Source organism: Listeria grandensis (assembly GCF_014322885.1).
GTDB classification, from domain to species: Bacteria; Bacillota; Bacilli; order Lactobacillales; family Listeriaceae; genus Listeria_A; species Listeria_A grandensis.
The window spans coordinates 1-25302 of record NZ_JAASUG010000012.1 but is presented as its reverse complement, the minus strand read 5'-3'; the positions used below and the strand labels follow the sequence as shown (position 1 = coordinate 25302).

General features: G+C 40.1%; 21 protein-coding genes. 14 read left to right on the top strand and 7 right to left on the bottom strand.

All coding sequences use genetic code 11. From position 1 onward, the window contains the following. Window positions 1-191 precede the first annotated feature (191 nt). Complete coding sequence (locus HCJ54_RS13570; RefSeq protein ID WP_187138029.1) at window positions 192-542, bottom strand: DUF3899 domain-containing protein; 351 nt, start codon at window positions 540-542, stop codon at window positions 192-194. 228 nt (window positions 543-770) lie between these two features. Then, window positions 771-2318 carry an immunoglobulin-like domain-containing protein gene (locus HCJ54_RS13565; protein WP_187138028.1) on the bottom strand — a complete coding sequence of 516 codons (1548 nt, stop codon included), beginning with the start codon at window positions 2316-2318 and terminating at the stop codon, window positions 771-773. A 388-nt stretch (window positions 2319-2706) separates the two neighbouring features. Between HCJ54_RS13565 and HCJ54_RS13560 the strand changes: the two genes are divergently transcribed. The 10 genes from HCJ54_RS13560 to pepF all read left to right on the top strand — a co-directional run bounded on the left by HCJ54_RS13560 (window position 2707) and on the right by pepF (window position 15805). Then, on the top strand, window positions 2707-4365 hold the full coding sequence (locus tag HCJ54_RS13560; RefSeq protein WP_187138027.1) for a peptide ABC transporter substrate-binding protein: 1659 nt from the start codon (window positions 2707-2709) through the stop codon (window positions 4363-4365). Between the two features lie 620 nt (window positions 4366-4985). After that, the gene (locus HCJ54_RS13555; protein WP_187138026.1) at window positions 4986-6653 is read left to right on the top strand and encodes a peptide ABC transporter substrate-binding protein; all 1668 of its coding nucleotides are present in this window, start codon (window positions 4986-4988) and stop codon (window positions 6651-6653) included. Window positions 6654-6996: 343 nt separating this feature from the next. Next, on the top strand, window positions 6997-7923 hold the full coding sequence (gene opp3b, locus HCJ54_RS13550; protein WP_036066961.1) for an oligopeptide ABC transporter permease: 927 nt from the start codon (window positions 6997-6999) through the stop codon (window positions 7921-7923). Window positions 7924-7925: 2 nt separating this feature from the next. Continuing rightward, window positions 7926-8945, top strand: coding sequence for an oligopeptide ABC transporter permease (gene opp3C, locus HCJ54_RS13545; protein ID WP_036066963.1), 1020 nt, complete (start codon window positions 7926-7928; stop codon window positions 8943-8945). Window positions 8946-8962: 17 nt separating this feature from the next. Further along, the gene (locus HCJ54_RS13540; protein WP_036066964.1) at window positions 8963-10042 is read left to right on the top strand and encodes an ABC transporter ATP-binding protein; all 1080 of its coding nucleotides are present in this window, start codon (window positions 8963-8965) and stop codon (window positions 10040-10042) included. Further along, window positions 10035-11000 (top strand): ABC transporter ATP-binding protein, encoded by a 966-nt coding sequence (locus tag HCJ54_RS13535; RefSeq protein WP_185410096.1) that lies wholly within the window; start codon window positions 10035-10037, stop codon window positions 10998-11000. The genes HCJ54_RS13540 and HCJ54_RS13535 overlap by 8 nt, the downstream gene beginning before the upstream one ends. A gap of 333 nt (window positions 11001-11333) precedes the next feature. Beyond that, the gene (gene spxA / locus HCJ54_RS13530) at window positions 11334-11729 is read left to right on the top strand and encodes a transcriptional regulator SpxA (RefSeq protein WP_036059428.1); all 396 of its coding nucleotides are present in this window, start codon (window positions 11334-11336) and stop codon (window positions 11727-11729) included. Between the two features lie 295 nt (window positions 11730-12024). Beyond that, a complete protein-coding gene (gene mecA, locus HCJ54_RS13525) occupies window positions 12025-12678 on the top strand; it encodes an adaptor protein MecA (RefSeq protein ID WP_036066968.1) in 654 nt (217 codons plus the stop codon). A 136-nt stretch (window positions 12679-12814) separates the two neighbouring features. Continuing rightward, on the top strand, window positions 12815-13927 hold the full coding sequence (locus HCJ54_RS13520; protein WP_187138025.1) for a competence protein CoiA family protein: 1113 nt from the start codon (window positions 12815-12817) through the stop codon (window positions 13925-13927). A 66-nt stretch (window positions 13928-13993) separates the two neighbouring features. Continuing rightward, the gene (gene pepF / locus HCJ54_RS13515; protein ID WP_187138024.1) at window positions 13994-15805 is read left to right on the top strand and encodes an oligoendopeptidase F; all 1812 of its coding nucleotides are present in this window, start codon (window positions 13994-13996) and stop codon (window positions 15803-15805) included. Window positions 15806-16320: 515 nt separating this feature from the next. Here the strand turns inward: pepF and HCJ54_RS13510 are convergent. Both HCJ54_RS13510 and HCJ54_RS13505 read right to left on the bottom strand, forming a co-directional pair. Then, complete coding sequence (locus tag HCJ54_RS13510) at window positions 16321-17682, bottom strand: Nramp family divalent metal transporter (RefSeq protein WP_185527540.1); 1362 nt, start codon at window positions 17680-17682, stop codon at window positions 16321-16323. 121 nt (window positions 17683-17803) lie between these two features. Further along, window positions 17804-18715: a DNA-3-methyladenine glycosylase family protein gene (locus HCJ54_RS13505; RefSeq protein ID WP_187138023.1), complete on the bottom strand. Its 912-nt coding sequence runs from the start codon at window positions 18713-18715 to the stop codon at window positions 17804-17806. Between the two features lie 135 nt (window positions 18716-18850). Here HCJ54_RS13505 and HCJ54_RS13500 point away from each other — a divergent pair, with 135 nt between their 5' ends. Beyond that, complete coding sequence (locus HCJ54_RS13500; protein ID WP_185410106.1) at window positions 18851-19405, top strand: bifunctional transcriptional activator/DNA repair enzyme AdaA; 555 nt, start codon at window positions 18851-18853, stop codon at window positions 19403-19405. Then, window positions 19405-19926, top strand: coding sequence for a methylated-DNA--[protein]-cysteine S-methyltransferase (locus tag HCJ54_RS13495; RefSeq protein WP_187138022.1), 522 nt, complete (start codon window positions 19405-19407; stop codon window positions 19924-19926). Before HCJ54_RS13500 ends, HCJ54_RS13495 begins: the two co-directional genes overlap by 1 nt. On the opposite strand, the gene HCJ54_RS13490 is transcribed toward HCJ54_RS13495, so the two are convergent. The 3 genes from HCJ54_RS13490 to HCJ54_RS13480 form a co-directional block, all read right to left on the bottom strand. Further along, on the bottom strand, window positions 19900-20199 hold the full coding sequence (locus tag HCJ54_RS13490; RefSeq protein WP_036067921.1) for an MGMT family protein: 300 nt from the start codon (window positions 20197-20199) through the stop codon (window positions 19900-19902). The genes HCJ54_RS13495 and HCJ54_RS13490 overlap by 27 nt on opposite strands. Window positions 20200-20273: 74 nt before the next feature. Continuing rightward, window positions 20274-20657: a lactoylglutathione lyase gene (gene gloA, locus HCJ54_RS13485; protein WP_187138021.1), complete on the bottom strand. Its 384-nt coding sequence runs from the start codon at window positions 20655-20657 to the stop codon at window positions 20274-20276. A 62-nt stretch (window positions 20658-20719) separates the two neighbouring features. Beyond that, window positions 20720-21565 (bottom strand): YihY/virulence factor BrkB family protein, encoded by an 846-nt coding sequence (locus tag HCJ54_RS13480; RefSeq protein ID WP_187138020.1) that lies wholly within the window; start codon window positions 21563-21565, stop codon window positions 20720-20722. Between the two features lie 417 nt (window positions 21566-21982). Between HCJ54_RS13480 and HCJ54_RS13475 the strand changes: the two genes are divergently transcribed. Together HCJ54_RS13475 and HCJ54_RS13470 are read left to right on the top strand one after the other, a co-directional pair. Then, the gene (locus HCJ54_RS13475) at window positions 21983-22639 is read left to right on the top strand and encodes a cyclic nucleotide-binding domain-containing protein (RefSeq protein WP_187138019.1); all 657 of its coding nucleotides are present in this window, start codon (window positions 21983-21985) and stop codon (window positions 22637-22639) included. Between the two features lie 90 nt (window positions 22640-22729). Next, on the top strand, window positions 22730-25302 hold a 2573-nt coding region (locus HCJ54_RS13470), incomplete at its 3' end, for a toxin Cry1Ac domain D-VI-related protein (RefSeq protein WP_244966960.1).

The window sequence follows — 25302 nt, the reverse complement described above, 5'->3', positions numbered from 1 at the left end:
TTGAAAACGATTACAAAATAAGGCTTCAGATTAAGTGAAGGAATGATTACTCGGTGGCTAGCTTGTTAGATCATAAATAGGAAAAATAAACGTATTAAAAAACCATCGACTAGCACTATTTTTCTATCTCTCAGACAGCCAAAAATAGTGGTAGTTGATGGTTTAACATGGGTCTAAAAATCGTACGCTCGTCAATTATAATAAAAAGCAAGTGCAATAAAGCTCGTGGCAAGCACCACTAAAGAACTAAGCAATAAACTGACATAACCAACGTTCATCAATTCCGATAAAGGCACATTTGCAAATTCATTCTCGTCCTCACGCTTCATTCGTCGCAACGCCTTACGCATCCCTGAATGAATTAAATCAAAGAAACCAGACTGCATCACATACAATAGCAGCCCAATCAAAAAGACGACTGCTGACACAATAAACGAAACATTAATATAGTAAAGCAACGAAACCTGCCAGTAAAATGTCAACATAATAAAGAAAATCAAAATCTCTTGAATTACCGCAAAAATTGTTACCCGCTTGAGCAAGAAATGTCACCATCCAATCCAAAATTCTTCCTCCACTCTATCATAAAAAGCCTGAAAAGACCACCACATTTTTTTGTATACATTGAAATAAGGTGTTAAAAATAAGCTTGCCCTGAAGCAACCAATCTGGCACTTTAGGACAAGCTCTATTTTAGACATTTTTAAATATATCGAAGGAAGAGAAATATTTGTCACGTCTCGTCAATGGGTGCCTCTTGATGACATCGATTATTTCGCATTAATCGTCACAGTTGCGCGTTTCAATTCCGTATTATCACCAAATATAGCTACCTCTACTTTTTTGGCATCACTAGTGATAAGATTACTTGCATAGATTTGGAACGTTTTTGTAGTATGATTGAAGGCTCCATTTTTCACGATAATACCATCGACTAATAGTACAATCTTTGTGATAGCATCTAGGGAAGTACCGCTATACGTGCCAGTAACATAGGTATTTCCAATCTTATGCGGCGAAGCTGTCAAATTATAATCGCCGTAGCTTGATACAGGTACTGATGTACGTTTTAACTCTTGATTTCCCATAAACATGGCCACTTCTACTTTTTGTTTATTACTGGTGATAAGACCACCCGCATAAATTTGAAATGTTCTTTCAGTAGCGTTGAAGCTACCATTTTTCACGATAACGCCATCGATCAGCAGTACTATTTTAGTGATTGAATCTGCGTCAGTGCCAGAATACGTACCGGTGACGTAAGAATGCCCAATTTGGTAAGGTGAAGCAATCAAGTTATTACTACCGATGATTGAAACTGTTGCACGCTTCACTTCCATATTTCCCGCAAATAAAGCAACCTCCACTTTTTGATTCACATCTTTGATAAGACCACTTGTAGGGATTTGAAATGTTTTTGTAGCCATATTCAGAGTACCATCTTTGACAGCAACTCCATCAATTAATAGTGCTACTTTGGTGATATAGTTCAAGTTAGTTCCAGAGTAGGTGCCGATAATAGATGCGTTTCCGAGTTGGTAGGGTGAAACTGCTAAATTGTAATCGCTGACAATTGAAACAGGTGCCCGCTTCAATTCTTTATTCCCATCAAATAAAGCAACCTCCACTTTGCGGTAAATATCTGTAACAAGGCCACCTGCAGAGATTTGGAATGTTTTTGCAGTCTGATTGAAAGTCCCATTTTTCACGATAACGCCATCGACTAGTAGTACCACTTTGGTGATCTTATCTAGGTTAGTACCTGAATATGTGCCAGTGACTGTGGTACTTCCAATTTGGTACGGGGAAGGAGTCACAACATAATCATTGACGGGAGGAACAGACACAGATACAGCTGCCCGCTTCAATTCAGTGTTTCCACTAAACAAAGCGACTTCTACTTTTTGGCTAACACTAGTGACGAGACTACTGGCATGTATTTGAAATGTATTTGTAGTTTGATTGAAAGCCCCGTTTTTTACAATAACACCGTCAACTAATAGCATTACTTTGGTGATGGCGCTTAAGTCTGTTCCAGAATACGTACCAGTAACATAGGTATTCCCGATTTGATAGGGTGAAGCTGTTATTGTAAATTGATTTTCATTTGCGGTATATCCATTTTTTGCTTGAGGGAATGTAGGCGAATTAAATTTCTTAGTCCCTAAAAATTCGGCCCCTAACTCTGTTTCCCCTTCATGGAGCGAGTTATTTTTTATGGTTTGAGCATAAGCTTGCTGAGGATTATCATTAATAACCCCTAATAGCACGCCTAGTGTAGAACTTACTGCTAATGTTACTGCTAACAATGTTTTCATTTTTCTAATCTCCTTTTCTATTTTATGTGTTTATTTTGAATTCGAGAGTTACAAACAATTCCTACCTCCCAACTAAAGTATAAGCCATATATTATGCCATTACTGTAGATAGAATGTGAACTTTTCCCTAAATATAGCCATTATGAAAACGCTTTAAATGAGATGGAGGGCGAAAAAGTAACTGGGAATGCGTATGAGAGAAATCTAAGTATTTCAGACTAACTCACTAAACTTAACAAAAAACTTTAGCACTTAAAAATACTAACGCGCGCAAGGTTTTTGCATTTATATAAAATAATAAAATAAATCTAATTCACAAAAAATACTTTATTTTTCTGAAAAAATAGTATATAGTATTCTTACATCCAAAAAAGGGAGAGTGTAAAAAATGAAATTGAAGAAAAGTTGGGTACTAGCTCTTGTGCTAAGCATAATGGCTGCGGTTCTTGTAGCATGTGGAGGCAATGATGCGACGAAAGATGACGCAAATAAATCCACGAAGAAAACAGTAAATCTGATGGAATCCGCTGAAATTCCATCTATGGATTCTAAAAAAGGAACAGACGGTGTCAGTTTTACGGCTCAAAACACCGTGTTCGAAGGTTTATATTACCTCGATAAAGACGATCAAGTACAACCAGGCGTTGCTAAAGAAGATCCACAAATCAATGACGACCAAACCGTTTACACAATCAAATTGCGCGACGATGCCAAATGGTCTAACGGCACACCCGTGACAGCCAATGATTTTGTATATTCGTGGAGAAAAATAGTAGATCCAAAAACTGCGGCCGAATACGCTGTTATCTTTAGTGGCGTTGTTAAAAATGCTGCCAAAATCACAGCAGGTGAGATGAAGCCAGAAGAGCTAGGCGTAAAAGCAATTGATGATACAACACTTGAAGTAACATTAGAACAACCTGTACCATATTTCCATTCACTTTTGACATTCCCGACGTTCTATCCACAAAATGAAGAATACGTGGAGAAACAAGGGAAGGATTACGCGAAAGATAGCGATCACATGATTTATAATGGTGCATTCACAATGAAAGACTGGAATAACACAAGCAAATCATGGTCGTACGAAAAAAATGCGAAATACTGGAATAAAGGTACAATTAAACTCGACAAAATCAATTTACAAGTAATCAAAGACCCAGGAAGCGCAGTCAATCTATACACAACTGGTAAACTAGATCGTGCAACACTTTCTGGCGACTACGCGAAGCAAAAACAAAGCGACCCAGACTTCACATCAAGTCTTGATGCTTTCGTATACTTCCTGAAATTCAACCAAAAGCTTGACGGAAAAGCGACTGTTTTGGCGAACGAAAATGCTCGTAAAGCCATCGCGACAGTCATCAACAAGGAAACAATGGTAGATACAGTCCTTGCTAATGGCTCAGAACCAATCGACGGATTAGTACCATCGAAATTCACCTTCAATCCAGCGACAAAAGAAGACTTCCGTAAAGAAAATGGCGATTTAATAACATACGATAAAGCAAAAGCACAAGCCTATTGGAAAAAAGCAAAACAAGAACTAGGTCAAGATAACATTACACTAGAATTCCTAGGCGACGACCAAGAGTTCAGTAAAAAAATGTCCGAGTACATCCAAAGCGAACTAGAGACAAACCTTGACGGACTAAAAATTAACATCAAAACCGTTCCATATAAATCACGCCTTAAATTGGATGAAACACAACAATACGAATTGCAACTAGCTCGTTGGGGTCCAGACTATCAAGATCCATCCACATTCCTAGGCGTATTCGAAACAACAAGCAGTTACAACCGTTCTAGCTATTCCAACCCAGAATACGACAAACTACTAAAAGAAGCAGCTACAACATTGGCAACAAAACCAGAAGAACGCTGGAATGTCCTACTAGAAGCTGAGAAAATCCTGATTTCACAAGACACAGCAGTTTCACCACTATACCAAAACGGTGTAGCAGCCCTACAAAATCCAAAAATGACAGGTTTCGTAACACATCTATTCGGAGCACCGTATTCGTATCAATGGATTGAAATTAAATAATTGAAAAGGTAGAAAGTGCGCTCCGAATTCGAATTTGGGGTGCCTTTCTTCTATGCAAAGGTAAAAATGGTAATGAAATCCTAAATAAGCTGAATATCTAACAAAACTAGTGAAATTTTCTGTCATTAAATAAAGCGCTGAAAACCGCATATATTAAGGCTTTGTAAAGTTTTTTTAAAAGTTTATTTATTTTTTAGTGTATTTATGTAGACAGATGGCGAAAAAAAGTATATAAATAAATATAATCCTACTAAATATTAGTGGATTGCTTTTCGAGTGGTTGTACTTTCAGAAATAACATTGTTTTCAAGTGCATACCGTGTTTGAAGCAGTGAGGCTTTGGGGGATATTATTTTAATCGATTTATTTATTCAGAAAACTTAATAAAAGGGAAAAGTGAATTGTAAGATAGTTTACTTGAATGATTTCAAAAGTTTTTGTATATGCTTTCAAATGGTGCAATAGAGTAATTGTGTCATCTTGTGGAAATTTTGCAATAACTTATAACTTTCATCCTTGTTTTCGTATATTTCGAAAAAATAATTTACAAAGCCTAAATTTTTAGAGTATAATAGTAATCGAAATGATTTTTCTGAAAAATAAAAAAGGGAGGTTTACTAATGAAAAAATCTAAATTATTTTTAGTTTTAGGATTAACATTAGTACTAAGCTTAGTACTGGCAGCATGTGGAGGCGGAAGCGATTCCAAATCTGGTGGAGGCTCAAAGGATTCCAAACAAGAATTGAACTTGATGGAGTCAGCTCTTATCCCATCAGCGGACAGTACAAAAGCAGATGATGCAGTTGGATTAAACGTAATTAACCAAACAAATGAAGGTCTGTATGCACTTGATAAAGATGGTGTAGCACAACCGGCAGGCGCTACTGAGAAAGCTACAGTAAGCGATGATAAAAAAGTTTATACATTCAAACTTCGCGATGATGCTAAATGGTCTAACGGAGACCCTGTAACAGCGAAAGATTATGTATATTCATGGCAACGTGCCGTTGATCCAAAAACAGCAGCAACATATTCCTACTTATTTGATGGATTAGTTCAAAATGCTTCTGAAATTATCAAAGGTGAGAAAAAACCTTCTGAATTAGGCGTTAAAGCAGTCGACGATAATACATTTGAAGTAACTTTGGTTCAACCAGCAGCTTATTTCGATTCATTACTAGCATTCCCAACCTTCTTCCCACTTAGCCAAAAATACGTGGAAAGTAAAGGTGACAAATACGCTTTAGATAGCGATAGTATTCTTTACAATGGTCCATTCAAGTTAACAGGTTGGAACGGAACAGGTAAAACTTGGGCGTTTGTGCCGAATGATACTTACTACGACAAAGATAAAGTGAAACTTGATAAAATCAATGTACAAGTAGTTCAAGATTCTGGAACAAGTGTTAACCTATACAACACTGGTAAACTAGATAAGGCGCTATTATCAGCTGAATATGCTGTACAAAACAAAAATAAAGATGACTATAAAGTAGAAGAAGAATCTTCTGTATTCTACATTAAATTTAACCAAGAACGTAATGGTAAGAAAACGCCATTAGCGAATAAAAACATCCGTAAAGCATTGGCATTGTCTGTTGATAAACAAAGCTATGTGGATACAGTACTACAAAATGGTTCTATCCCAGCTAACGGATTAGTTCCTAAGAAATTCACTTTCGATCCTAAAGATAACAAAGACTACCGCGATGAAGTTGGCGATGTTGGCGTTTACGATTTAGCAGAAGCGAAAAAAGCATGGACACAAGGCTTGAAAGAGCTAGGCGTTACTTCCTTAAACCTTGAATTTACAAGTGATGACACGGAAAATGCGAAAAAATCAAGTGAATTCTTACAAGACCAATGGCAAAAAAATCTATCAGGTCTTAAAGTGTCACTTAAAAACGTACCATTCAAAATCCGTTTAGCGAATGACCAAAAACAAGATTATGACTTCGCTCTAAGCGCTTGGGGCCCTGACTATCAAGATCCATCAACATTCTTGAACTTGTTCAGAACTGGCAACACACAAAACAGAATGAGCTATTCAAACCCAGCTTACGATAAAATTATTGATCAAGCAGCGGGTCCACTTGCTGGTGATACACAAGCTCGTTGGGATGAAATGCTTAAAGCTGAACCAATTCTAATTGAAGAAGATTATGCGATTCAACCACTTTACCAACGTGCGAAAGCATTCTTGCAACAACCATACGTGAAAGATCTACAAAAAAATGCGTTTGGTCCAGACTATACGTTCAAAACAACGTATATTGACGGAAAATAAGTAAACGCATATCGATTTAAGAAATGCTTGACTGTAACCTGAGAGAGTATATTCTATATACTCTCTCTTTTGATGATGAATTAGGATGCGTTACATATCCGAATGGTAAACACGCGGAGATGTCAGTTTATTATATTTGAGTATAGAATAATCATAATGAATTTTTAGATAATTTGATATGTTTTGGGATTCAGAAAGAAGCATCAGGATGTTCTCTCATCACCAAAATGGATACGAGAATTTAAAAAAACAATGAATTGAGAAAACAAAGCTCGCTATGGTTGCAGGCTTATGATAAAATAAGAAAATATTCTACAAAATAAATTTTTTGGGGGGTGTAGAGATGATTAAATATGGATTGAAACGGCTCTTATATATGGTTATTACGATGTTCATTATTGCAACAGTGACATTCATTTTAATGCAATATCTACCAGGTTCACCGTATAGAAACGAAGCTAAAATGACGCCAGAACAAATTCAGATTATGAACGATCAGTACGGACTAAATGATCCAGTGCCAATGCAGTATCTCCGCTACATGGGAGACTTATTACAGGGGAATCTAGGGGTATCCTTCCAATTGGATAATCGACCTGTATCTGAAATACTAGGAAATCTGATTGGTCCATCGATTACAATCGCCGTGGAAGCCATTGTTTTCGGACTACTATTTGGTATTATACTAGGGGTTATAGCGGCCATGTTCCAGAATAAGTGGCCCGATTACACCAGTACGTTTATCGCGATACTTGGGAAATCGATACCATCTTTCGTATTTGCCGCCATGCTACAATATTGGATTGGTGCCAAACTACAATGGTTGCCAGTTGCCGGTTGGGGGACTTTCGAATACACTATACTGCCAGCACTCGCACTCGCCATGTTCCCACTCGCCACAGCGGCTCGTTTTATGAGAACAGAGCTCATCGATGTGTTCGGTTCGGATTATGTGTTGCTTGCAAAAGCGAAAGGGAATAACCGTGTGGAAGTTGCTTGGAAACATGCGATTCGTAATGCGCTGATTCCGCTTATTACCGTTATCGGTCCATTAACTGTGGCCTTGATGACAGGTTCACTTGTTATTGAAAATATCTTTGGTATTCCAGGTATCGGAAGCCAGTTTGTTTCATCTATACAAACCAATGACTATCCTGTAATCATGGGAACTACGCTACTCTTCGCAGGTATGCTTGTTTTCGTTATTCTAGTGGTAGATATTCTTTACGGATTGATTGACCCTCGTATCCGTGTGTCGGGAGGTAAATAATTATGACAGAACCAAAAATTTCAAAAGAATTATTCCAACCCGCGCATATACAAGAATCAGAACATGAGAAAATTCTCCGTCCAAGTCTTACTTTTATGCAAGATTCTTGGATTCGTATCAGAAAAAATAAAGCGGCCTTAGTGAGTATTATTGTGTTGTCACTTGTTGTCATCATGGCTTTTATTGGTCCACTTATTTCTGGATACACTTACTCAGAACAAACAACGGCTAATGCCTCACTACCACCTAAAGTTCAAGGGTTTGACAATATGCCGTTTTGGAATGGTAAACAAAATATTGGTGGGGAAGAAGTAGACGTTTATAAACAAAAAAATGTACCTGAAGGAACGTATTATTGGTTTGGAACAGATACACTTGGCCGTGACCAATTTACACGTGTTTGGAAAGGAACGCAAATATCACTATTTATCGGTTTTGTAGCCGCATTCTTTGACTTACTTGTTGGGGTAACGTACGGTATGATTTCTGGTTATTCTGGTGGTCGTGTTGATAACTTCATGCAACGTATTTTGGAGGTTGCTTCGGCGATTCCAAACTTAGTTGTAGTTATCCTCATGTTGCTCGTCCTTGATCCCGGTATCATGTCCATTATCATTGCGATTGCGATGACCAGTTGGATAACGATGGCGCGGGTTGTACGTGGACAAGTTTTGAAATTGAAAGATCAAGAGTTTGTCTTAGCTTCTAAAACGCTTGGTGGTTCGACGCCGAGTATTTTATTCAAGCATTTGCTGCCCAACGTATCGGGTGTTATTATCATCAACGTTATGTTTAGTATTCCAAGTGCGATTTTCTTCGAGGCCTTCTTAGGATTTATCGGACTAGGTATTCCTGCACCACAGGCGTCGCTTGGAACGCTTATTAGTGAAGGGTACAAGACGCTACAAGTATTGCCATATATGGTTCTTTATCCAACGCTCGTACTATGTATTATCATGATTGCATTTAACTTAATTGCTGACGGCTTACGTGATGCGTTTGATCCGAAAATGCGTGATTAAAGGTGAGGTGAGGAAAAATGGAAAAACTATTAGAAGTAAAAGACCTGCATATCTCGTTTCATACGTATGCTGGTGAAGTAAAAGCAATTCGTGGCGTGAGCTTTGACCTAATTAAAGGGGAAACGTTAGCCATCGTTGGTGAGTCTGGTTCGGGGAAATCCGTAACCACAAAGTCCATCATGCGCCTATTGCCTGAAAGCAATTCCAAAATTAAATCAGGAGAAATCCTATTTAACGGTATAGATATCGCGAAAGCATCTGAAAAACAGATGCAAAAAATTCGTGGTAAAGAAATTTCGATGATTTTCCAAGATCCGATGACCTCATTAAATCCAACAATGACCATCGGCAAACAAATTGCAGAACCGATTATCAAACACCAAAAAATCAGCAAAAAAGAGGCCTTGAAAACAGCGCTTCGTTTGCTTCAATTGGTTGGTATTCCAAATGCAGAAGAACGTTTAAAACAATATCCACATCAGTTCTCAGGTGGTATGCGTCAACGTGTTGTTATCGCGATTTCGCTTGCTTGTAATCCGCAAATCTTGATTGCCGATGAACCAACAACGGCACTTGACGTTACGATTCAAGCGCAAATTTTGGACTTGATGAAAGATTTACAGAAAAAAATTGATACGTCGATTATCTTCATTACGCATGACCTCGGTGTTGTAGCGAATGTGGCAGATCGTGTAGCAGTTATGTATGGCGGTAAGATTGTTGAAATCGGAACAGTAGATGAGATTTTCTACAATCCGCAACATCCGTACACGTGGGGACTTATTAGTTCGATGCCGACTTTGGATACGGAAGAGGAAGAACTGTTTGTTATTCCTGGTACGCCTCCTGATTTGCTTGATCCTCCAAAAGGAGATGCCTTTGCGGCTCGTAATAGATACGCGATGCAAATCGATTTAGAACAAGAACCACCGATGTACAAAGTCTCTGACACGCATTATGCAGCCACTTGGTTATTGCATCCAGATGCACCAGAGGTAACGCCTCCTGATGCCGTATTACGTCGTCAAGAGCAATTTGCAACGGATCATCCCGGCATGCAAGCTGTTCACGCGAAGGGGGTTGAAGTAGATGGCTGAGAAACTACTCGAAATTAAGAATTTAAAGCAATACTTTAATAAAGGAAAAGCGAGTGAAGTTCGTGCTGTAGATGGTATCTCTTTTGATATTTATAAAGGAGAGACATTAGGACTAGTTGGTGAATCCGGTTGTGGTAAGTCAACAACTGGGCGCACAATAATTCGCTTGTATGACGCGACAGATGGCGAAGTTTTGTATGATGGGAAAAATGTGCACAGTCGTAAATCGCGTACTGAAATGCATGAATTCCGTCGTAAAATGCAAATGATTTTCCAAGATCCATATGCCTCATTAAACCCGCGTATGAAAGTCAAAGATATCATTGCAGAAGGAATTCGTATTCACGGACTTGCTAAAACACCGTCTGAGCTAACGAATCAAGTTTACGAATTACTAGAGACAGTTGGTCTTAGCAAGGAGCACGCTGGCCGTTATCCGCATGAATTCTCTGGTGGTCAACGCCAACGTATTGGTATTGCCCGTGCTTTAGCGGTTCAACCAGAATTTATCATTGCCGATGAGCCTATCTCAGCGCTTGACGTTTCAATTCAAGCACAAGTAGTCAACCTGTTAAAACAATTACAAAAAGAAAAAGGCTTGACGTATTTGTTTATTGCGCATGATTTATCGATGGTAAAATATATAAGCGATCGGATTGGTGTTATGTATTTCGGTAAGTTGGTGGAACTTGCACCAGCAGATGATTTATATCGTGCACCGTTGCATGCTTATACAGAGTCATTGCTCTCGGCGATTCCATTGCCTGATCCGAACTATGAACGTACTCGTGTTCGTAAAACATACGATCCAGCGATTCATAATTATACAGGGAATGAAGATTTACAAATGCGTGAAATTGCACCAGGGCATTTTGTTTATTGTTCTCCAGAAGAGGTAGCAACTTACCAAGAGAAACATGCAAAATTGTCTGCTGCGGCCGTAGTAACAGCTGAATAATTGCAAGAACCATCTCACAAACGAGATGGTTCTTTTTCCTAGAGAGAAATCCAATGACATTTTAACAATATTCTCACTAGAATCTCATTTAAGTGCTCATATTTTAATCAGATTCTAGTTTTAAAGCGTTATAGTAAGGGTAACATACATATAACGGCTTGCTTTTAATAAATGTCGATTTGGAGAACTTTTTTTAAAATAGTATATTGCTTTTTGCTATTTTGGTGTATAATGAAAGTAGATCTTAAAAAGAGATCGTTTCCAATAGATATATTGTTAGGGAATTCGTTACATTGAATGAAACAATAAACCAATAAGGAGTGTGAATGTCTAATGGTAACGTTATACACTTCACCAAGTTGCACGTCTTGTCGTAAAGCACGTGCATGGCTAGAGGAACATGATATCCCGTACAAAGAGAGAAACATTTTCTCAGAGCCACTAAGTTTAGGCGAAATTAAAGAAATTTTACGAATGACAGAGGATGGTACGGATGAAATCATTTCCACACGTTCTAAGACATTCCAAAAATTAAATGTGGATTTAGATAGTTTGCCACTACAAGAATTATTTGAACTAATCCAAAAAAATCCAGGTTTGCTAAGACGTCCAATTATCATTGATGAGAAACGTCTGCAAGTAGGATATAACGAAGACGAGATTCGTCGTTTCCTACCACGTCGAGTTCGCACGTATCAATTACGTGAAGCTCAGAAACTGGTTAATTAATCTTATTTGGACTACCAATGCTTTTAGGTATTGGTAGTTTTTTTGGAGCGGATTGGGTGTTTTTGTGCTTATTATCATAATTTTTTTATAAATTTAGGCTTTTTTTAGCAAATAAGGAGTTTCTACCCTTGAATTGTGGGTAAATATAGGCTAAGATAGTATTCTTCAATAAAATAGCGGCTAGATGTAGAGTCAATTATTAGCCCTTTTTTTTGAATTAGGCTACAATGATACTAACAACAAATGAATTACCCTTCATTGTCAATGTTGAAGATGGAAGGGAGAGTGTGTGACGATGGAAATTGAACGTATTAATGAGAATACAATAAAGTTTTATATCTCTTACATGGATCTAGAAGAACGCGGTTTTAATCATGAGGAAATATGGTATGATCGTGAGAAGAGCGAGGAGCTTTTCTGGGATATGATGGATGAACTTAAGTATGAAGAAGAGTTCTCTCCTGATGGACCACTCTGGATTCAGGTACAGGCTTTGAAGCATGGCTTAGAGGTACTCGTGACGAAAGCCAACCTTGGTAAAGGGGATTCGGGCTTTGAGATCAATATGGATCAGGCCGATGAGCTAGCTGAGGAACGTATTGAGAAACTACTGGAAGAACATTTTACCCCTGCAACGATTATTGAGGGCGGGGATGAAGATACGTTAGAATTTATTTTGCAGTTCCGTGATTTTGAGGACTTGATTACGCTGTCTAAAGCGACGGGGCTAGATCAAGTATCAACGAAGCTGTACCACTACAAGGATAGTTATTATCTGTATGTGGAGTTTCCTGAAGCGAAATTTGATGAAAGAAACATTGACAATGTTGTCAGTATTTTATTAGAGTATGGGGACGAAACGAATTTAACTGGTTATGTTCTAGATGAGTATGCCAAAGTTATTTTCGAAGACCCTGCCTTACCACAAGTAAAGAAATATTTTAACTAAAAAAGCTTTTTGGCTCGATTTGCGTTGTGAAAAACACGTGAATCGAGTCTTTTTGCGTTTTTGAAAAAATAGGGAGGAGAAGGGATACTTTGGGCGAATATAGTTAGTATAGGACATAAGAGAGGCAGTGAAAACTATGTTTACAGCAAAGGATCAGTTTGGGCATGATGTGGTTGTCACCCGGGGAAATGTGGCATTTTTGAAGAAACAAAGAAATCAATATTCGTGTGGCTGCTGCGCGGAACGGCTCATTTTGAAGGCTGGTGAGATCAATATGCCGCATTTTGCTCACTTGGCATCTAGTAAGTGTCGATTTGCTTCTGAGGGAGAATCAGATCGTCATTTAGGAGGAAAGAAGTATTTTTTGGAATGGCTCATTTTGCAGGATCGTCAGGCGGATGTAGAGGTGTATTTACGCGATATTAAGCGTCAAGCAGATATTCTTGTGGATGGACGTACTGTGATCGAATATCAGTGCTCTACGGTCCCTGTGAAAGAGTTACAGCAGCGAACAGAAGATTATCTTATGGTGGGACTTTGTGTACACTGGATTCTTGGACAGGATATTCGGATGGTGAAGGGTCGATATTATCTGACTGCTTTTCAGCAAGCTTTTATTAAGTGTGATCCGAAATTGGGTTATTATTTAGTGCAATATTTGCCGGAGAATAATAGATGGACATTGTTGTATCAAATTACGATGGATACGGCGAATCGTTTTTATGCGAGGGCGATGACTTTTGATGGGCGTGTGCGGTTGGATGTGATAAAAAAAGGAGTTCAACGAATCAAATATGCTACTTTTTTTGTGAAGCGGGAGTTAGCCTTTGAGCGGCAGAAACAGTGCTATTTTTATGCACGATTCAAGAAGCAGAGTCCATTTTTGAGGGATGTATATGAACAAGGTTATTATTTGCAGAATTTGCCGATGGAGGTCGGTGTTGTTTTGCCGACGCAATTTCGGGTGAAGACACCAGCGCTTGAGTGGCAATTTTATATTTGGCAGTCGTTTTTGCGGATGTTAGATATCGGAGACTCGTTTCAACTGGAGCGCGTGTTAGTTCTATTTGACAAGCATGTAGTTTGGATGCCGTTGATTTGGAATGAGGATAGGCGCACGCTTTGCATGGAATATATGCATTTTCTTTGTAAACAAGGTGTGCTAGGAGCAGTAGGGATGGAGAAATATACGATTTTGCGTCAAATGAAAGAAGTGGCAAACGAAGAGGTTCGTTTTTTGGATATCTGATTTTTGCAATTTGATTTGGATTAGCTCATAATAAGTGAAAAAGCTAATATTGGAGGTATAGGATTAATGAGTGATAAAAAAGTAGCGGCACTACCAACGCGTGAAGAGGTGCCTATAAGTGAAACATGGGATTTAACGACGATTTTTAAAGATGATGCAACATGGGAAGCAGCGTTTGTCTCGTTAAAAGATACAGTGAAGGAAGCGGCAGATTTTCAAGGTAAGCTGGGTGAGAGCAGCGACACGCTTTTACGGGCATTGCGCTATCGTGATGAGCTGTATGATCAACTAGGGAATCTATATGTATATGCGCATTTAAAACAAGACCAAGATACGACGAATACAACGTACCAAGGCTTATACAGCCGTGCGGGGAGCTTATTAACAGAAGCCTCTGCTGCTATTTCTTATTTTGAACCAGAAGTTTTAGCGATCGATGAAGCGAAGTTGCAAGGCTTTATTGCAGAGAATGTTGATTTGCAATTGTATTCTCATTTACTTGAGGAAGTGAGCTTGAATCGGCCGTATGTGCTTTCTGAAAAGGAAGAAGCGTTGTTAGCGCAAGCAGGAGAAGTTTTGGGCAATGCATCGCGCACGTATAGTATTTTAAATAATGCTGATATGAAGTTTCCGACAATTGAGGATGAGTCTGGAAATCAAGTTGAGATTACGCATGGTCGTTATGGCAAGATGATGGAGGGCAAGAATCGTGGTGTGCGCCGAGCTGCATTTAAAGGGATGTATAGCGCTTACGATAGCTTGAAGAATACGATGGCGACCACATTGGCAGGCCAAGTCAAGAAAGGTAATTTCTATGCACGGGTTCATGGATATAAGTCGGCACGTCATGCGGCGTTATTTGGGAACCATATTCCGGAGGCGGTGTATGATTCTTTGGTGGAGGCTGTGAATGAGCAGTTACCATTATTACAACGTTATGTTGGGCTTCGCAAGGAACTGTTGGGCTTGGATGAGTTGCGGATGTATGATATGTATACGCCACTATCAAATGATGTACATTTAGAATTTACGTATGAAGAAGCGAAGGATATCGTGCTAAATGGTCTTGCCCCTTTAGGCAAAGAATATCAAGCGATTTTGAAAGAAGCGTTTGACAAGCGCTGGATTGATGTTGTGGAGAATAAAGGGAAGCGAAGTGGCGCCTATTCTTCAGGAGCGTATAGTACGAGTCCATATATTTTGATGAATTGGCAGGATACGATTGATAATGTGTTTACGCTGGCGCACGAGTTAGGGCATAGTGTGCATAGTTATTATACGCGTAAGAATCAGCCGTTTGTTTATGGGGATTATCCGATTTTCTTAGCGGAAGTTGCTTCGACGACGAATGAGAATTTATTAACGGATTACATGTTGAAGAAATATGATGATCCGAAAGTGCGTGCGTATTTGTTGAATCATTATTTGGACGGATTCAAGGGAACTGTATTTCGTCAGACGCAATTTGCGGAGTTTGAGCATTTTATTTATCAAGCAGATCAAAATGGTGAGGCATTAACAGCTGAATTTTTGACGGAGAATTATTTTGCAATGAATGAGAAATATTATGGTAGCGAGATTGTGTATGATGAGGAAATTGGACTTGAATGGTCGCGAATTCCGCATTTCTACATGAATTACTATGTTTTCCAATATGCGACTGGATTCAGTGCTGCTTCGGCACTCAGCGACCTTATTTTGCATGGTGGTGCAGAGGCTGTGGATAAGTATTTAGCGTTCTTGAAAGCCGGGAGTTCTGACTTCCCAATCGAAGTATTGAAAAAAGCGGGTGTAGATATGGCCACTTCCAAACCTGTGACCGATGCGCTTAAGGTCTTTGAGCAGCGTCTGAATGAGCTTGAGAAATTAGTGAGATAAGACTTTATTCTGATTAGCTTTGTGAAAAATGGTGGACTTAGAAAATATTTTTTATTTTTATTATTGATAAAATGGGGTTCTTTATTGAGAATCCTGTTTTATTTTTTTAGAGGATAAATGGATGATTATCGCATGTTTTACCGCATTTTAGGGCATTTGAAGTCGGAAATATATAATTTTATTTAGAATTAATGCTGATCTACGAATGATTGTTTGTTAGCGATGGTTGTTATATAAAAATAAAAACTATGTGGGAGCTACATATACAAATATTTATTAAAAAAATCTTTGTGAAATGTTGAATTATTAATTTAGATGTGGTATATTATTAACGTGAAATAAATCACAATACAAATACCCCCTTTATTTGATTGTGTGAATTTCTCCTTTTGATTGCGCTGAGAAAAGTCGTGACCTTGTGTCGCGGCTTTTTTCGATTAGTTGCCCTAAATTTTTTTGGTATATAAAAAATCCAGAAATACTCGGGTGAGATGAGTATTTCTGGATTTTTAATTTCAGCCGATTCCTGCAAGTGTTTGAATGATTAGTTGGATGTTTAGAATACTGAGAGCAACGGTTATGACCCAAGCTAGAACGGTAACCCAAATATGGTTTTTGAAATCGCCCATTAGCTTTTTGCTGCTTGTGAAGATGGTGAGTGGGATCATCGAGAATGGTAGGGCGATGCTTAGGAATACTTGTGTATAAATTAGGAGTTGTTCGACTGCGTTTTCTTGGTCGCCATAGATTACGATGCAGATGATGACTGGAATGATAGCGAGTATACGTGTAATAAGACGGCGAATCCAGACGGGTAATTTCATATGAATGAAGCCTTCCATAACAATTTGGCCGGTTAGTGTACCTGTGATCGTGGCGTTTTGTCCGGATGCGAGTAGTGCGATTGCGAATAGTACACTCAGAACTGGGCTTGCTATGGCGCCCACGATGGCGTTGTTCTGTAATGCATCGTAGAGTTGTGTGAATTGTCCGAGATTACTGGTGTCTTGTCCGAAGAATAGGGCTGCTCCGAGAATTAGAAGTAGGCAGTTGACGACGAATGCTGCAGTTAGCTGTATGTTGGAGTCGATCGTCGAGAACTTGATGGCTTCTTTTAATGATTTTTTGTCGTTGCGGTCGTATTTTCTGGCTTGGACAATGGATGAGTGTAAGTATAGGTTATGTGGCATAACGGTGGCTCCGATGATACCTAGTGCTAGGAATAGTGCGCCTTTGTCTGTAATTACTTGTTTTTGTGGGATGAAGCCGCCGAGCATGTCTGACATGTTGGGATCGGATAGGATAACTTCGTACAAAAAGATGACAAGGACGGTGATGATAAGTGTGACGACGATGGCTTCGATTTTGCGGAAGCCGAATTTGGCTAGGACGAGAAGTAGGAATACGTCGAGCACGGTGATGATGACGCCGAGTATGAGCGGGATGCCAAATAATAAGTTGAGGGCCACGGCGCTACCGATGACTTCGGCGATGTCGGTTGCCATGATGGCAAGTTCAGCTACGATCCAGAGCGCAAAACCGCCTTTTTTCCCAGTTTTTAGTCGGGTTGCTTGGGCTAGGTCGAGTCCGGTGACGATGCCGAGCTTGGCGCACATGCTTTGTAGTAGCATTGCGATTAGACTGGACATCAGGATGACGCTTAGAAGTAGATAGCCGTATTGGGAGCCACCTTGGATGGAGGTAATCCAGTTACCAGGATCCATGTAGCCAACTGCGACAAGCGCACCGGGGCCGGAGTAGGCAATGAGCTTCCGCCAGAAGCCGCCGTTTTTTGGAATGCTGACGCTATTATTTATTTCGCCCAAACTTGAACCGTTGGGTGGGGTATGTTTGATTATCTTTTTTTTATCGGTCATAGTAAAAATCCTCTCAGTGTTTCCTTAGTGCAACAAAATTAGTTTAATGCAAAGGGGCTGAAATTGCAAGTCTTTTGCTATGAGGTAAGTTATTATTTGGAACTAAGTGGACTTTTAAGCGTTAATATAGGGTGCGCCAAAGATAGAATGTGGCGTATGCTTCCCAACCGGACCAGTTTTTTGCGAGTTGTTGGATCTCTGTTTTTGTTGGTTTCTGGTCTAGTTGTTGGGCGTGTTGGATGGCGTTAATGAGTCCGATGTCATCGATTGGAAATGCGTTGGGAAGTTTTAGGCAGCGCATGATGACGTAGTTTGCTGTCCATGGGCCGATGCCGCGTATTTTGGTGAGCTCTTTTTCGATATGGGCAATGGTTGGTAGGTTTTGGAGATGTTGTTTAGATAGGGCTCCAGATTGGATTTGTTGGGCGATTTCGATGATGTATTCGCTTTTACGCTTGGTGAGTTGGATGGCGGTGAGGTCTGTTATGTGGAGTGTTGCGATTTTTTCGGCGGTTGGAAAGGTCCAGTATTGAATGTTATTGTAGACCGTGCTAGTGCCGTATTTTTCGACGAATTGGCGCTTGAGTGTGTAGGCGAACGAGAGGTTGATTTGCTGACCGATAATGCCCCAGCAGAGGGCTTCAAAGAGGTCGGGGATGCTGATGATGCGCAGGCCATAGTGATATTGGGTTGTTTGGTAAAGCAGGGCGTCGGTTCGGGCGAGTGCGTAAAATTCAGAGATATCGCGGTCAATGTCAAACCAGTTGTGTATGTAATTAATTAGTTCTATGCGTGTTAGTTCTGTGATGGGTGTTTGACTGGCGAGGCATTGGATGGATAGTGTGTTGTGGGTTGCTTCGCTGATTTGGATGAGTAGGGTTTGTCCTGTTAATTCGATGAGTTTGGTGATTTGGTTGTTTTCGATGTGGTGCATGCATTCTTTGGCATCGCGATTTAGATAGTCTAGATTTGGTGCAAAACGGAAGGTGTTGGGTGTTTGTATCGTGATTTTAGTGGTGGATGGTTGCATCATTGAGCCTCCTTAGTTTGCTTGATACTTATAGTTATACCACACAATGACTTTTTAAATCTTGCTTTTATGTCTTGGAACGGTTATTTTTTTCGGGGAAAGGAGGTATAATGGATATATGGAAAGGGGCTGGCAAAAATGGTGACGGTGGAGCAGTGGCGTGCGATTTGTGAAAATGATGCGGCGTATGATGGGCAGTTTTTTTATGCGGTGAGTTCGACGCGGATTTTTTGTCGGCCTTCGTGTAAGTCGCGGACGCCGAAGTTTGAGAATGTGCAGGTGTTTATGCAGGCGGAGGATGCGATTCGTGCTGGGTATCGGCCGTGTAAGCGGTGCAAGTCTGGCGGGGAGCGGTTGCCGGATGTGGAATGGGCGGCGCAAGTGCAGGCATTTATTGAGGAGCATTATGGGGAGTATTTGACGTTGCCGGTCATCGCGGATGGGTGTCATGGTAGCCCGTATCATTTGCATCGGGTTTTTAAGGCTCAGACGGGGATGACGCCGCTTGGATTTGTTCACTTGGTTCGGATGCAAAAGGCGCGTGTGTTGTTGGAAACAACCGAGATGAGTGTGATGGAGATTGGTGTGGCGGTCGGAATGCCGAATGCGGCACAGTTTGCGACATGGTTTAAGCGGATGGAGGGCGTGACGCCGAGTATGTATCGAAATAGCAGGAAGGACGGGGAAAAATAATGAAGATGGTGTATTATGATCGGTTATGTGTGGCTGGGATGGCGATGTATGTTGGGGTCAGTGAGCAAGGATTGGTGTTTATTGGCTCGGATCAGGCGGACATGTCGGAACTTGCACAATGGTCTGGGAAGCGCGGCTTGGATTTGATGGAGGATCGAGTGAGAGTGAAGCCCTATATGGAGGTACTTTCAGCGTATTTGATGGGGACCAGACGGAAGTTCGATTTACCGCTTGATATTGCGGGTACTGCGTTTCAAGAGGCTGTGTGGCAAGCGTTATGCGCCATTCCTTACGGAGAAACGCGTACGTATTCGGAGATCGCAGAAGAGATCGGCAAGCCGCAAGCTGTGCGCGCAATTGGGACGGCAATCGGGGCGAATCCGGTTTTGATGGTGGTGCCGTGTCATCGCGTGATCGGAAAAAATGGCAAAATAACGGGGTACCGCGGCAGTATCGCGATGAAAGAACAGTTGCTGCGTCTGGAATCTGGCAACTCAACCTTGCCAAAAGCAGCGTTTTAATTGGACATTACCGCCTGGTGTAAACGTAACGCCTTCTGCTTGCAGTAGTTCATATTGGGCGTGCCAGCCTGGAACAAGGCGTCCATTTGCGCCAACGACACGATGACTTGGAATATTAGCATTACTTGGTGTTACACGCATGGCAACGCCTACAAGACGTGAATTTTTCGGACGACCGAGCATGTACGCGATTTGACCGTATGTCGTGACTTTTCCACTGGGGATTTGGCGGACAAGATTGTAGATATTTTGCTGAAATTCGGCATGTTGCATGATACGTTTCCTCCTATTTATATAGTAAAAGAGAGCAATGATGGAAACTGCTCTCTTTTTTTTTGCGTGCTAATTTAGCGGTTTTGGATGACTTCGGTTTTGTAGCCGTCTGGGTCCATCACGAAGAAGTACGTTGGTTTCGTTCCTGGCAAACCTTTTAAGTCGGTTACACTGTAGCCGGCTTTTTTGAATTGTTCGTGGGTTGCGGAAAGGTCGTCAACGCCAACTGCTAAATGCCCGTAGCCGTTACCAAGGTCATAAGGTTCTGCTTGATCGTAGTTATACGTTAATTCTAATTCAAAGCCACCTTCTTCAAATGCCAAATAAACAAGTGTGAATTTATGATCTGGGAAGTCTTTGCGACGCGTTTCTTTTAAACCAAATGCTTCGGTGTAAAAGGCTAGCGATTTGTCCAAGTCTTTGACGCGAATACATGTATGTAGCATTTTAATACTCATGATAAAATTCCTCCTAAATAGCGATTTTCTCTCGTTTTCATTGTAATATATCCGGGCATTGATTACAAATGTTGTTGTTTGTAGGAGTCGATGATGACGTTTATAAACGCGCCGAGTAGTAGGATAATCGAGACGAAATAGAGCCAGAGCATGATGACGATCATGATGCTGAGACTGCCGAACCCTAGGATTTTATCACCTTGAAAACTAACATAGGCGGAGAGTAGTTCGGTTGCAACGAGCCAGCCGATTGTGGCGAATAGGGCACCGATGACGCTTTTTCTGATTTTCCATTTGACGTTTGGAACGAGCCAGTAGATGATGAGGAACAGGATGAATAGAAAAATGGGCGTGATGAACCATTTTGCGGCGCCTAAATTGGCGAGGGCATCAAGATTCAAGTCGAATTGGTCTTGTAGGAAACCTACGATTTGCTCACCGAATGCAAAAATGAAGACGACAGCGCCGAGAATCACGATGATAACGAGCATCATAAGGAAAGACATGATGCGGGTCACGATGACATTTTTGCGGTCAGGGGCTTGGTAGACGATGTTTAGGACTTCTTGTAGGGCGCTGAAACATTTCGAAGCGGACCAAATGGCGGTGATTAAACCGAGTGAGATGGCGGTGCCGCTTGCGTTGGTGAGCATGCTTTCGATGATTGGGTGCAGGATATCGTACACTTCTGGTGGCATGAATGTTTGGAGTGTGGTGTAGATGTCCTCTTTTGGGATTGGCAAGAGTGGTATCAGATTGCCGAATACGAGTAACATTGGAAGAATGGATAGCAATATGTAAAAGGTGAGCTGGGCAGCATGGGAGGTGATTCGTGCGCTTTTCCAGTTTGCTTTGGCGATTTCTCCTACTTGTTTTAGTTTGGTTTTTGTTTGGTTTTTTAGTGGCATGTGTGTTACATCCTTTCGTGAAATGGCTTCCTTATATAGGTTTCCCCTTCGTTTGTTGCTCTTAAACGTTAACTTGTTTAAGTGTCTATTTTTATATTGGTTAAAGAATAGATTTAGTGCTACATATTTAAAATTATTTCCCCGCTATCTTCATAGTATAGTAACTTTTGTTACTCGGTTTTATCGATTTATAGGATGATTTTTAATCATTTCTCTATAAAAATTTCATTTTAGACATAAAATGAACACATAATTAGTGAAGGAGTAGCAGTCGTTTACGAGACTAAAAACGAAATTGCAATTTTAAATTTATGCAATTTCGAAATTAGCATGCAAATTAGTATTTTTTAAGTATATCACGTCAAAATTTTATGCTTTATTCTAAGTAGTATAGTTTACATTACAGGGAGGCGTCCTATGGATTTTCTTGAGGTTCACGGTTTATTGCTCAGAGAACCTAACTTGTTGTTACCTTTGTTAGATTTATCGAATATAAACAAAAACAATTCGGATTTTTGCCAGGTAAAAGTATTAAAAAATCATCAAGAACTTGTTTTGACGGATTCAGGTAAATTGATTCATGTCATAAACGGACAATTACTGCAGCAAATTAATAACTCGAAACAACACGTTAATGCTATTTGGATGGAGAATGATTTTATCTTCCATAATGTTTTTCAGTCTAATCCGTATGAATATGTTGCCTTTGGAAGTGTGGAACTAGCTATTTATGATGCCAATGCAGTACTTCAAGAACTTTCTAGGCAACCTTTCTTCCCAGACCTTTTAATTGATACGTTAAAGCGCCAAGAATCTCAGTTTTATCGATATTCACTTATGCTGACCAAAAGCGTACAAGAACGAGTGATGGATATTATTAAGCTACTTTCTAATAGGGAAGATACGGGTTTTTATATCCCCAAAATGGTCAATTATTTGCTTCTGTCTAAGTGTTGCCAAATATCACCGCATACTGCTAAGAAGGCAGTACAAGAACTAGAACGGGCAAATAAAATTATATATGAGAAGGGTAAGCCTATTTTGGTTTATGATGCAGAAGATTTGGGTTTATAAGTTCATCCCACCCGCAAAAAAACTTAAATCTGAGAGGGAGAGCAGTATGGGGATATGATGGTATTACTTCACTTAAAAGGAGAATGATCAATGCAGAAGCAAAAAAAGGTTATGAGTAAAGCATTAAAAGTAATGGCAACAGGAGCAATTGTATTGTCCAGCTTAGGGACAATTCCATTTAACACGTTAGCCGCTGATGTAAAGGCGACACAAGTGGCAAATGAGCAAATTACCATCCAGAATGGTGTAAAGGCAGAGTATACACAAATTATTAAAACTAATCCATGGCAAGGAAATCTATTTGCAACGGAATATGTCGAAAAAAAATTCAGTGAAGATTTTAGTACTAATGAGCCATTCCCCGGATTAGGAAACACAAATTATTCCGTGCAGAAAACAGCTTTTGTTGTGATTCCAGTGTCTGGAGCATATATTTTTTGGTCAAAAGGGGATGACAGAACCTCCGTTAGAATCAATGGCGTGAAGCAATTGTCAACAGACAATTTTAATGCAGTTTCTGAAAAGAATTTGGGACATTTTAAAGGTGGAGATGTCGTTGAAATTTCACAGACTGTAGACAATGATGCAGGTATTGGTTCCATGTTCTTAAAATGGGGCAAGCCAAATTTAGTAGTAGAAAATCCGGATGGTATAAGAACAGACATACCTCTTGCTAATACGTTCCCAACAAGAGAGATGGCAGAACAAGCAGCGGCTAAGATGAAGGGCCATGGCGTCTTGACTGAATATTTTGATGGCACTTCATCTAATATTTTTAAAGGTCAAGAAATTGAGCCTGAAAGTTTCACAAAGCACTACGGAACATCAGAACCATACCCTGGATTAGGGCGTGATTATTATACAGTGAAGAAGACTGGTTATATTTACATCTCTGAAACTGGTAATTATCGCTTTAACGGGGGCGGAGATGACTATTACACGTTAGTTATCGATGGAAAAGAACTGATTAAGAGTTTGAAGTATCCAAACTTTGCTGAAACAGGGAATCTTTATTTGGAAAAAGGAACGACTATCAAGATTGAGCAAACAGTCGTTAACGAAGGGACAATTGGATTTTCTTCACTGAGATGGATGACACCAAGTCAGCCAGCGTATAGTGATATTAAAGTAACAGATGTGTATGAATCTAAAGAGAAAGCATTAGACTCTAATAATGGCATGGAATTTGATAATGCGCGTGAAGCAGTCAACAACTTATTCACCAATAAAGATCCAAACGGCAACATCACGGGTACGATGACACAAGCGGACATTGATGCAGCACAAGCATTAATCAACAAAGTAACCGATCCAACGAAGAAAGCTGCGTTACAAGCAGATTTGAACAAAGCACAAAAACAACTGAATGATAATGCGACACAAACAGAAGCAGAAAACAAAGCGCGTGAAGCAGTCAACAACTTATTTACCAACAAAAATCCAAACGGCAACATCACGAGTACGGTGACACAAGCGGACATTGACGCAGCGCAAGCATTAATCAACAAAGTAACCGATCCAACGAAGAAAGCTGCGTTACAAACTGATTTGAACAAAGCACAAGACCAACTCAATGATAGAACAACACAAGCAGAAGCAGAAAACAAAGCGCGTGAAGCAGTCAACAACTTATTTACCAACAAAAATCCAAACGGCAACATCACGGGTACGATGACACAAGCGGACATTGATGCAGCACAAGCATTAATCAACAAAGTAACCGATCCAACGAAGAAAGCCGCGTTACAAGCAGATTTGAACAAAGCACAAAAACAACTGAATGATAATACAACACAAGCAGAAGCAGAAAACAAAGCGCGTGAAGCAGTCAACAACCTATTTACCAACAAAAATCCAAACGGCAACATCACGGGTACGATGACACAAGCGGACATTGATGCAGCACAAGCATTAATCAACAAAGTAACCGATCCAACGAAGAAAGCTGCGTTACAAGCAGATTTGAACAAAGCACAAAAACAACTGAATGATAATGCGACACAAACAGAAGCAGAAAACAAAGCGCGTGAAGCAGTCAACAACTTATTTACCAACAAAAATCCAAACGGCAACATCACGAGTACTGTGACACAAGCAGCTATTGACGCAGCGCAAGCCTTAGTCAACCAAGTAACTGATCCAACGAAAAAAGCAGGACTACAAAAAGATCTAGATAAAGCGAAAGCACAATTTGCTAGCAAAGGGACGCTAAAACCAGATGATTTCGTTTTGGGAACTACATCGATTACAGGTAGCTATTCAGGGGATGTAGACCGCATTACCCTTAGCAAAGATGGCGTTGAATCCGGAAATGCAACCAAAACAAACGGTACATTCAGATTCTACGTAGGCCCTGGCATCCAAAAAGACCAATCACTTTACATGGTAGCTTATGACAAAAATGGTAGAGAAATTGCTCGCGAGAAAGTCAACATTGCTTCAGTCTCAACAGGACAAATCACGCCAACAGCGATGACGATTCCAGGTGATGCTAATATCACCGGAACATACACAGGAGACGTCTCTAGAATTGAAGTAACGATCACAGATGAAGACGGCGTGAGTAAATTATACAAAGGTGGTACGGTAGCGAATGGTACATTCAGGTTCTATTCTTTCGATAAAACGAAATCACCGAAAGACATCATTGTGGTTCGCGCGTA

Bases quoted from the DNA above. Each gene is read 5' to 3' on its own strand.
- HCJ54_RS13565 (WP_187138028.1), bottom strand. From the start codon at position 2,318: ATGAAAACATTGTTAGCAGTAACATTAGCAGTAAGTTCTACACTAGGC.
- HCJ54_RS13560 (WP_187138027.1), top strand. From the start codon at position 2,707: ATGAAATTGAAGAAAAGTTGGGTACTAGCTCTTGTGCTAAGCATAATG.
- HCJ54_RS13555 (WP_187138026.1), top strand. From the start codon at position 4,986: ATGAAAAAATCTAAATTATTTTTAGTTTTAGGATTAACATTAGTACTA.
- opp3b (WP_036066961.1), top strand. From the start codon at position 6,997: ATGATTAAATATGGATTGAAACGGCTCTTATATATGGTTATTACGATG.
- opp3C (WP_036066963.1), top strand. From the start codon at position 7,926: ATGACAGAACCAAAAATTTCAAAAGAATTATTCCAACCCGCGCATATA.
- HCJ54_RS13540 (WP_036066964.1), top strand. From the start codon at position 8,963: ATGGAAAAACTATTAGAAGTAAAAGACCTGCATATCTCGTTTCATACG.
- HCJ54_RS13535 (WP_185410096.1), top strand. From the start codon at position 10,035: ATGGCTGAGAAACTACTCGAAATTAAGAATTTAAAGCAATACTTTAAT.
- spxA (WP_036059428.1), top strand. From the start codon at position 11,334: ATGGTAACGTTATACACTTCACCAAGTTGCACGTCTTGTCGTAAAGCA.
- mecA (WP_036066968.1), top strand. From the start codon at position 12,025: ATGGAAATTGAACGTATTAATGAGAATACAATAAAGTTTTATATCTCT.
- HCJ54_RS13520 (WP_187138025.1), top strand. From the start codon at position 12,815: ATGTTTACAGCAAAGGATCAGTTTGGGCATGATGTGGTTGTCACCCGG.
- pepF (WP_187138024.1), top strand. From the start codon at position 13,994: ATGAGTGATAAAAAAGTAGCGGCACTACCAACGCGTGAAGAGGTGCCT.
- HCJ54_RS13510 (WP_185527540.1), bottom strand. From the start codon at position 17,682: ATGACCGATAAAAAAAAGATAATCAAACATACCCCACCCAACGGTTCA.
- HCJ54_RS13505 (WP_187138023.1), bottom strand. From the start codon at position 18,715: ATGATGCAACCATCCACCACTAAAATCACGATACAAACACCCAACACC.
- HCJ54_RS13500 (WP_185410106.1), top strand. From the start codon at position 18,851: ATGGTGACGGTGGAGCAGTGGCGTGCGATTTGTGAAAATGATGCGGCG.
- HCJ54_RS13495 (WP_187138022.1), top strand. From the start codon at position 19,405: ATGAAGATGGTGTATTATGATCGGTTATGTGTGGCTGGGATGGCGATG.
- HCJ54_RS13490 (WP_036067921.1), bottom strand. From the start codon at position 20,199: ATGCAACATGCCGAATTTCAGCAAAATATCTACAATCTTGTCCGCCAA.
- gloA (WP_187138021.1), bottom strand. From the start codon at position 20,657: ATGAGTATTAAAATGCTACATACATGTATTCGCGTCAAAGACTTGGAC.
- HCJ54_RS13480 (WP_187138020.1), bottom strand. From the start codon at position 21,565: ATGCCACTAAAAAACCAAACAAAAACCAAACTAAAACAAGTAGGAGAA.
- HCJ54_RS13475 (WP_187138019.1), top strand. From the start codon at position 21,983: ATGGATTTTCTTGAGGTTCACGGTTTATTGCTCAGAGAACCTAACTTG.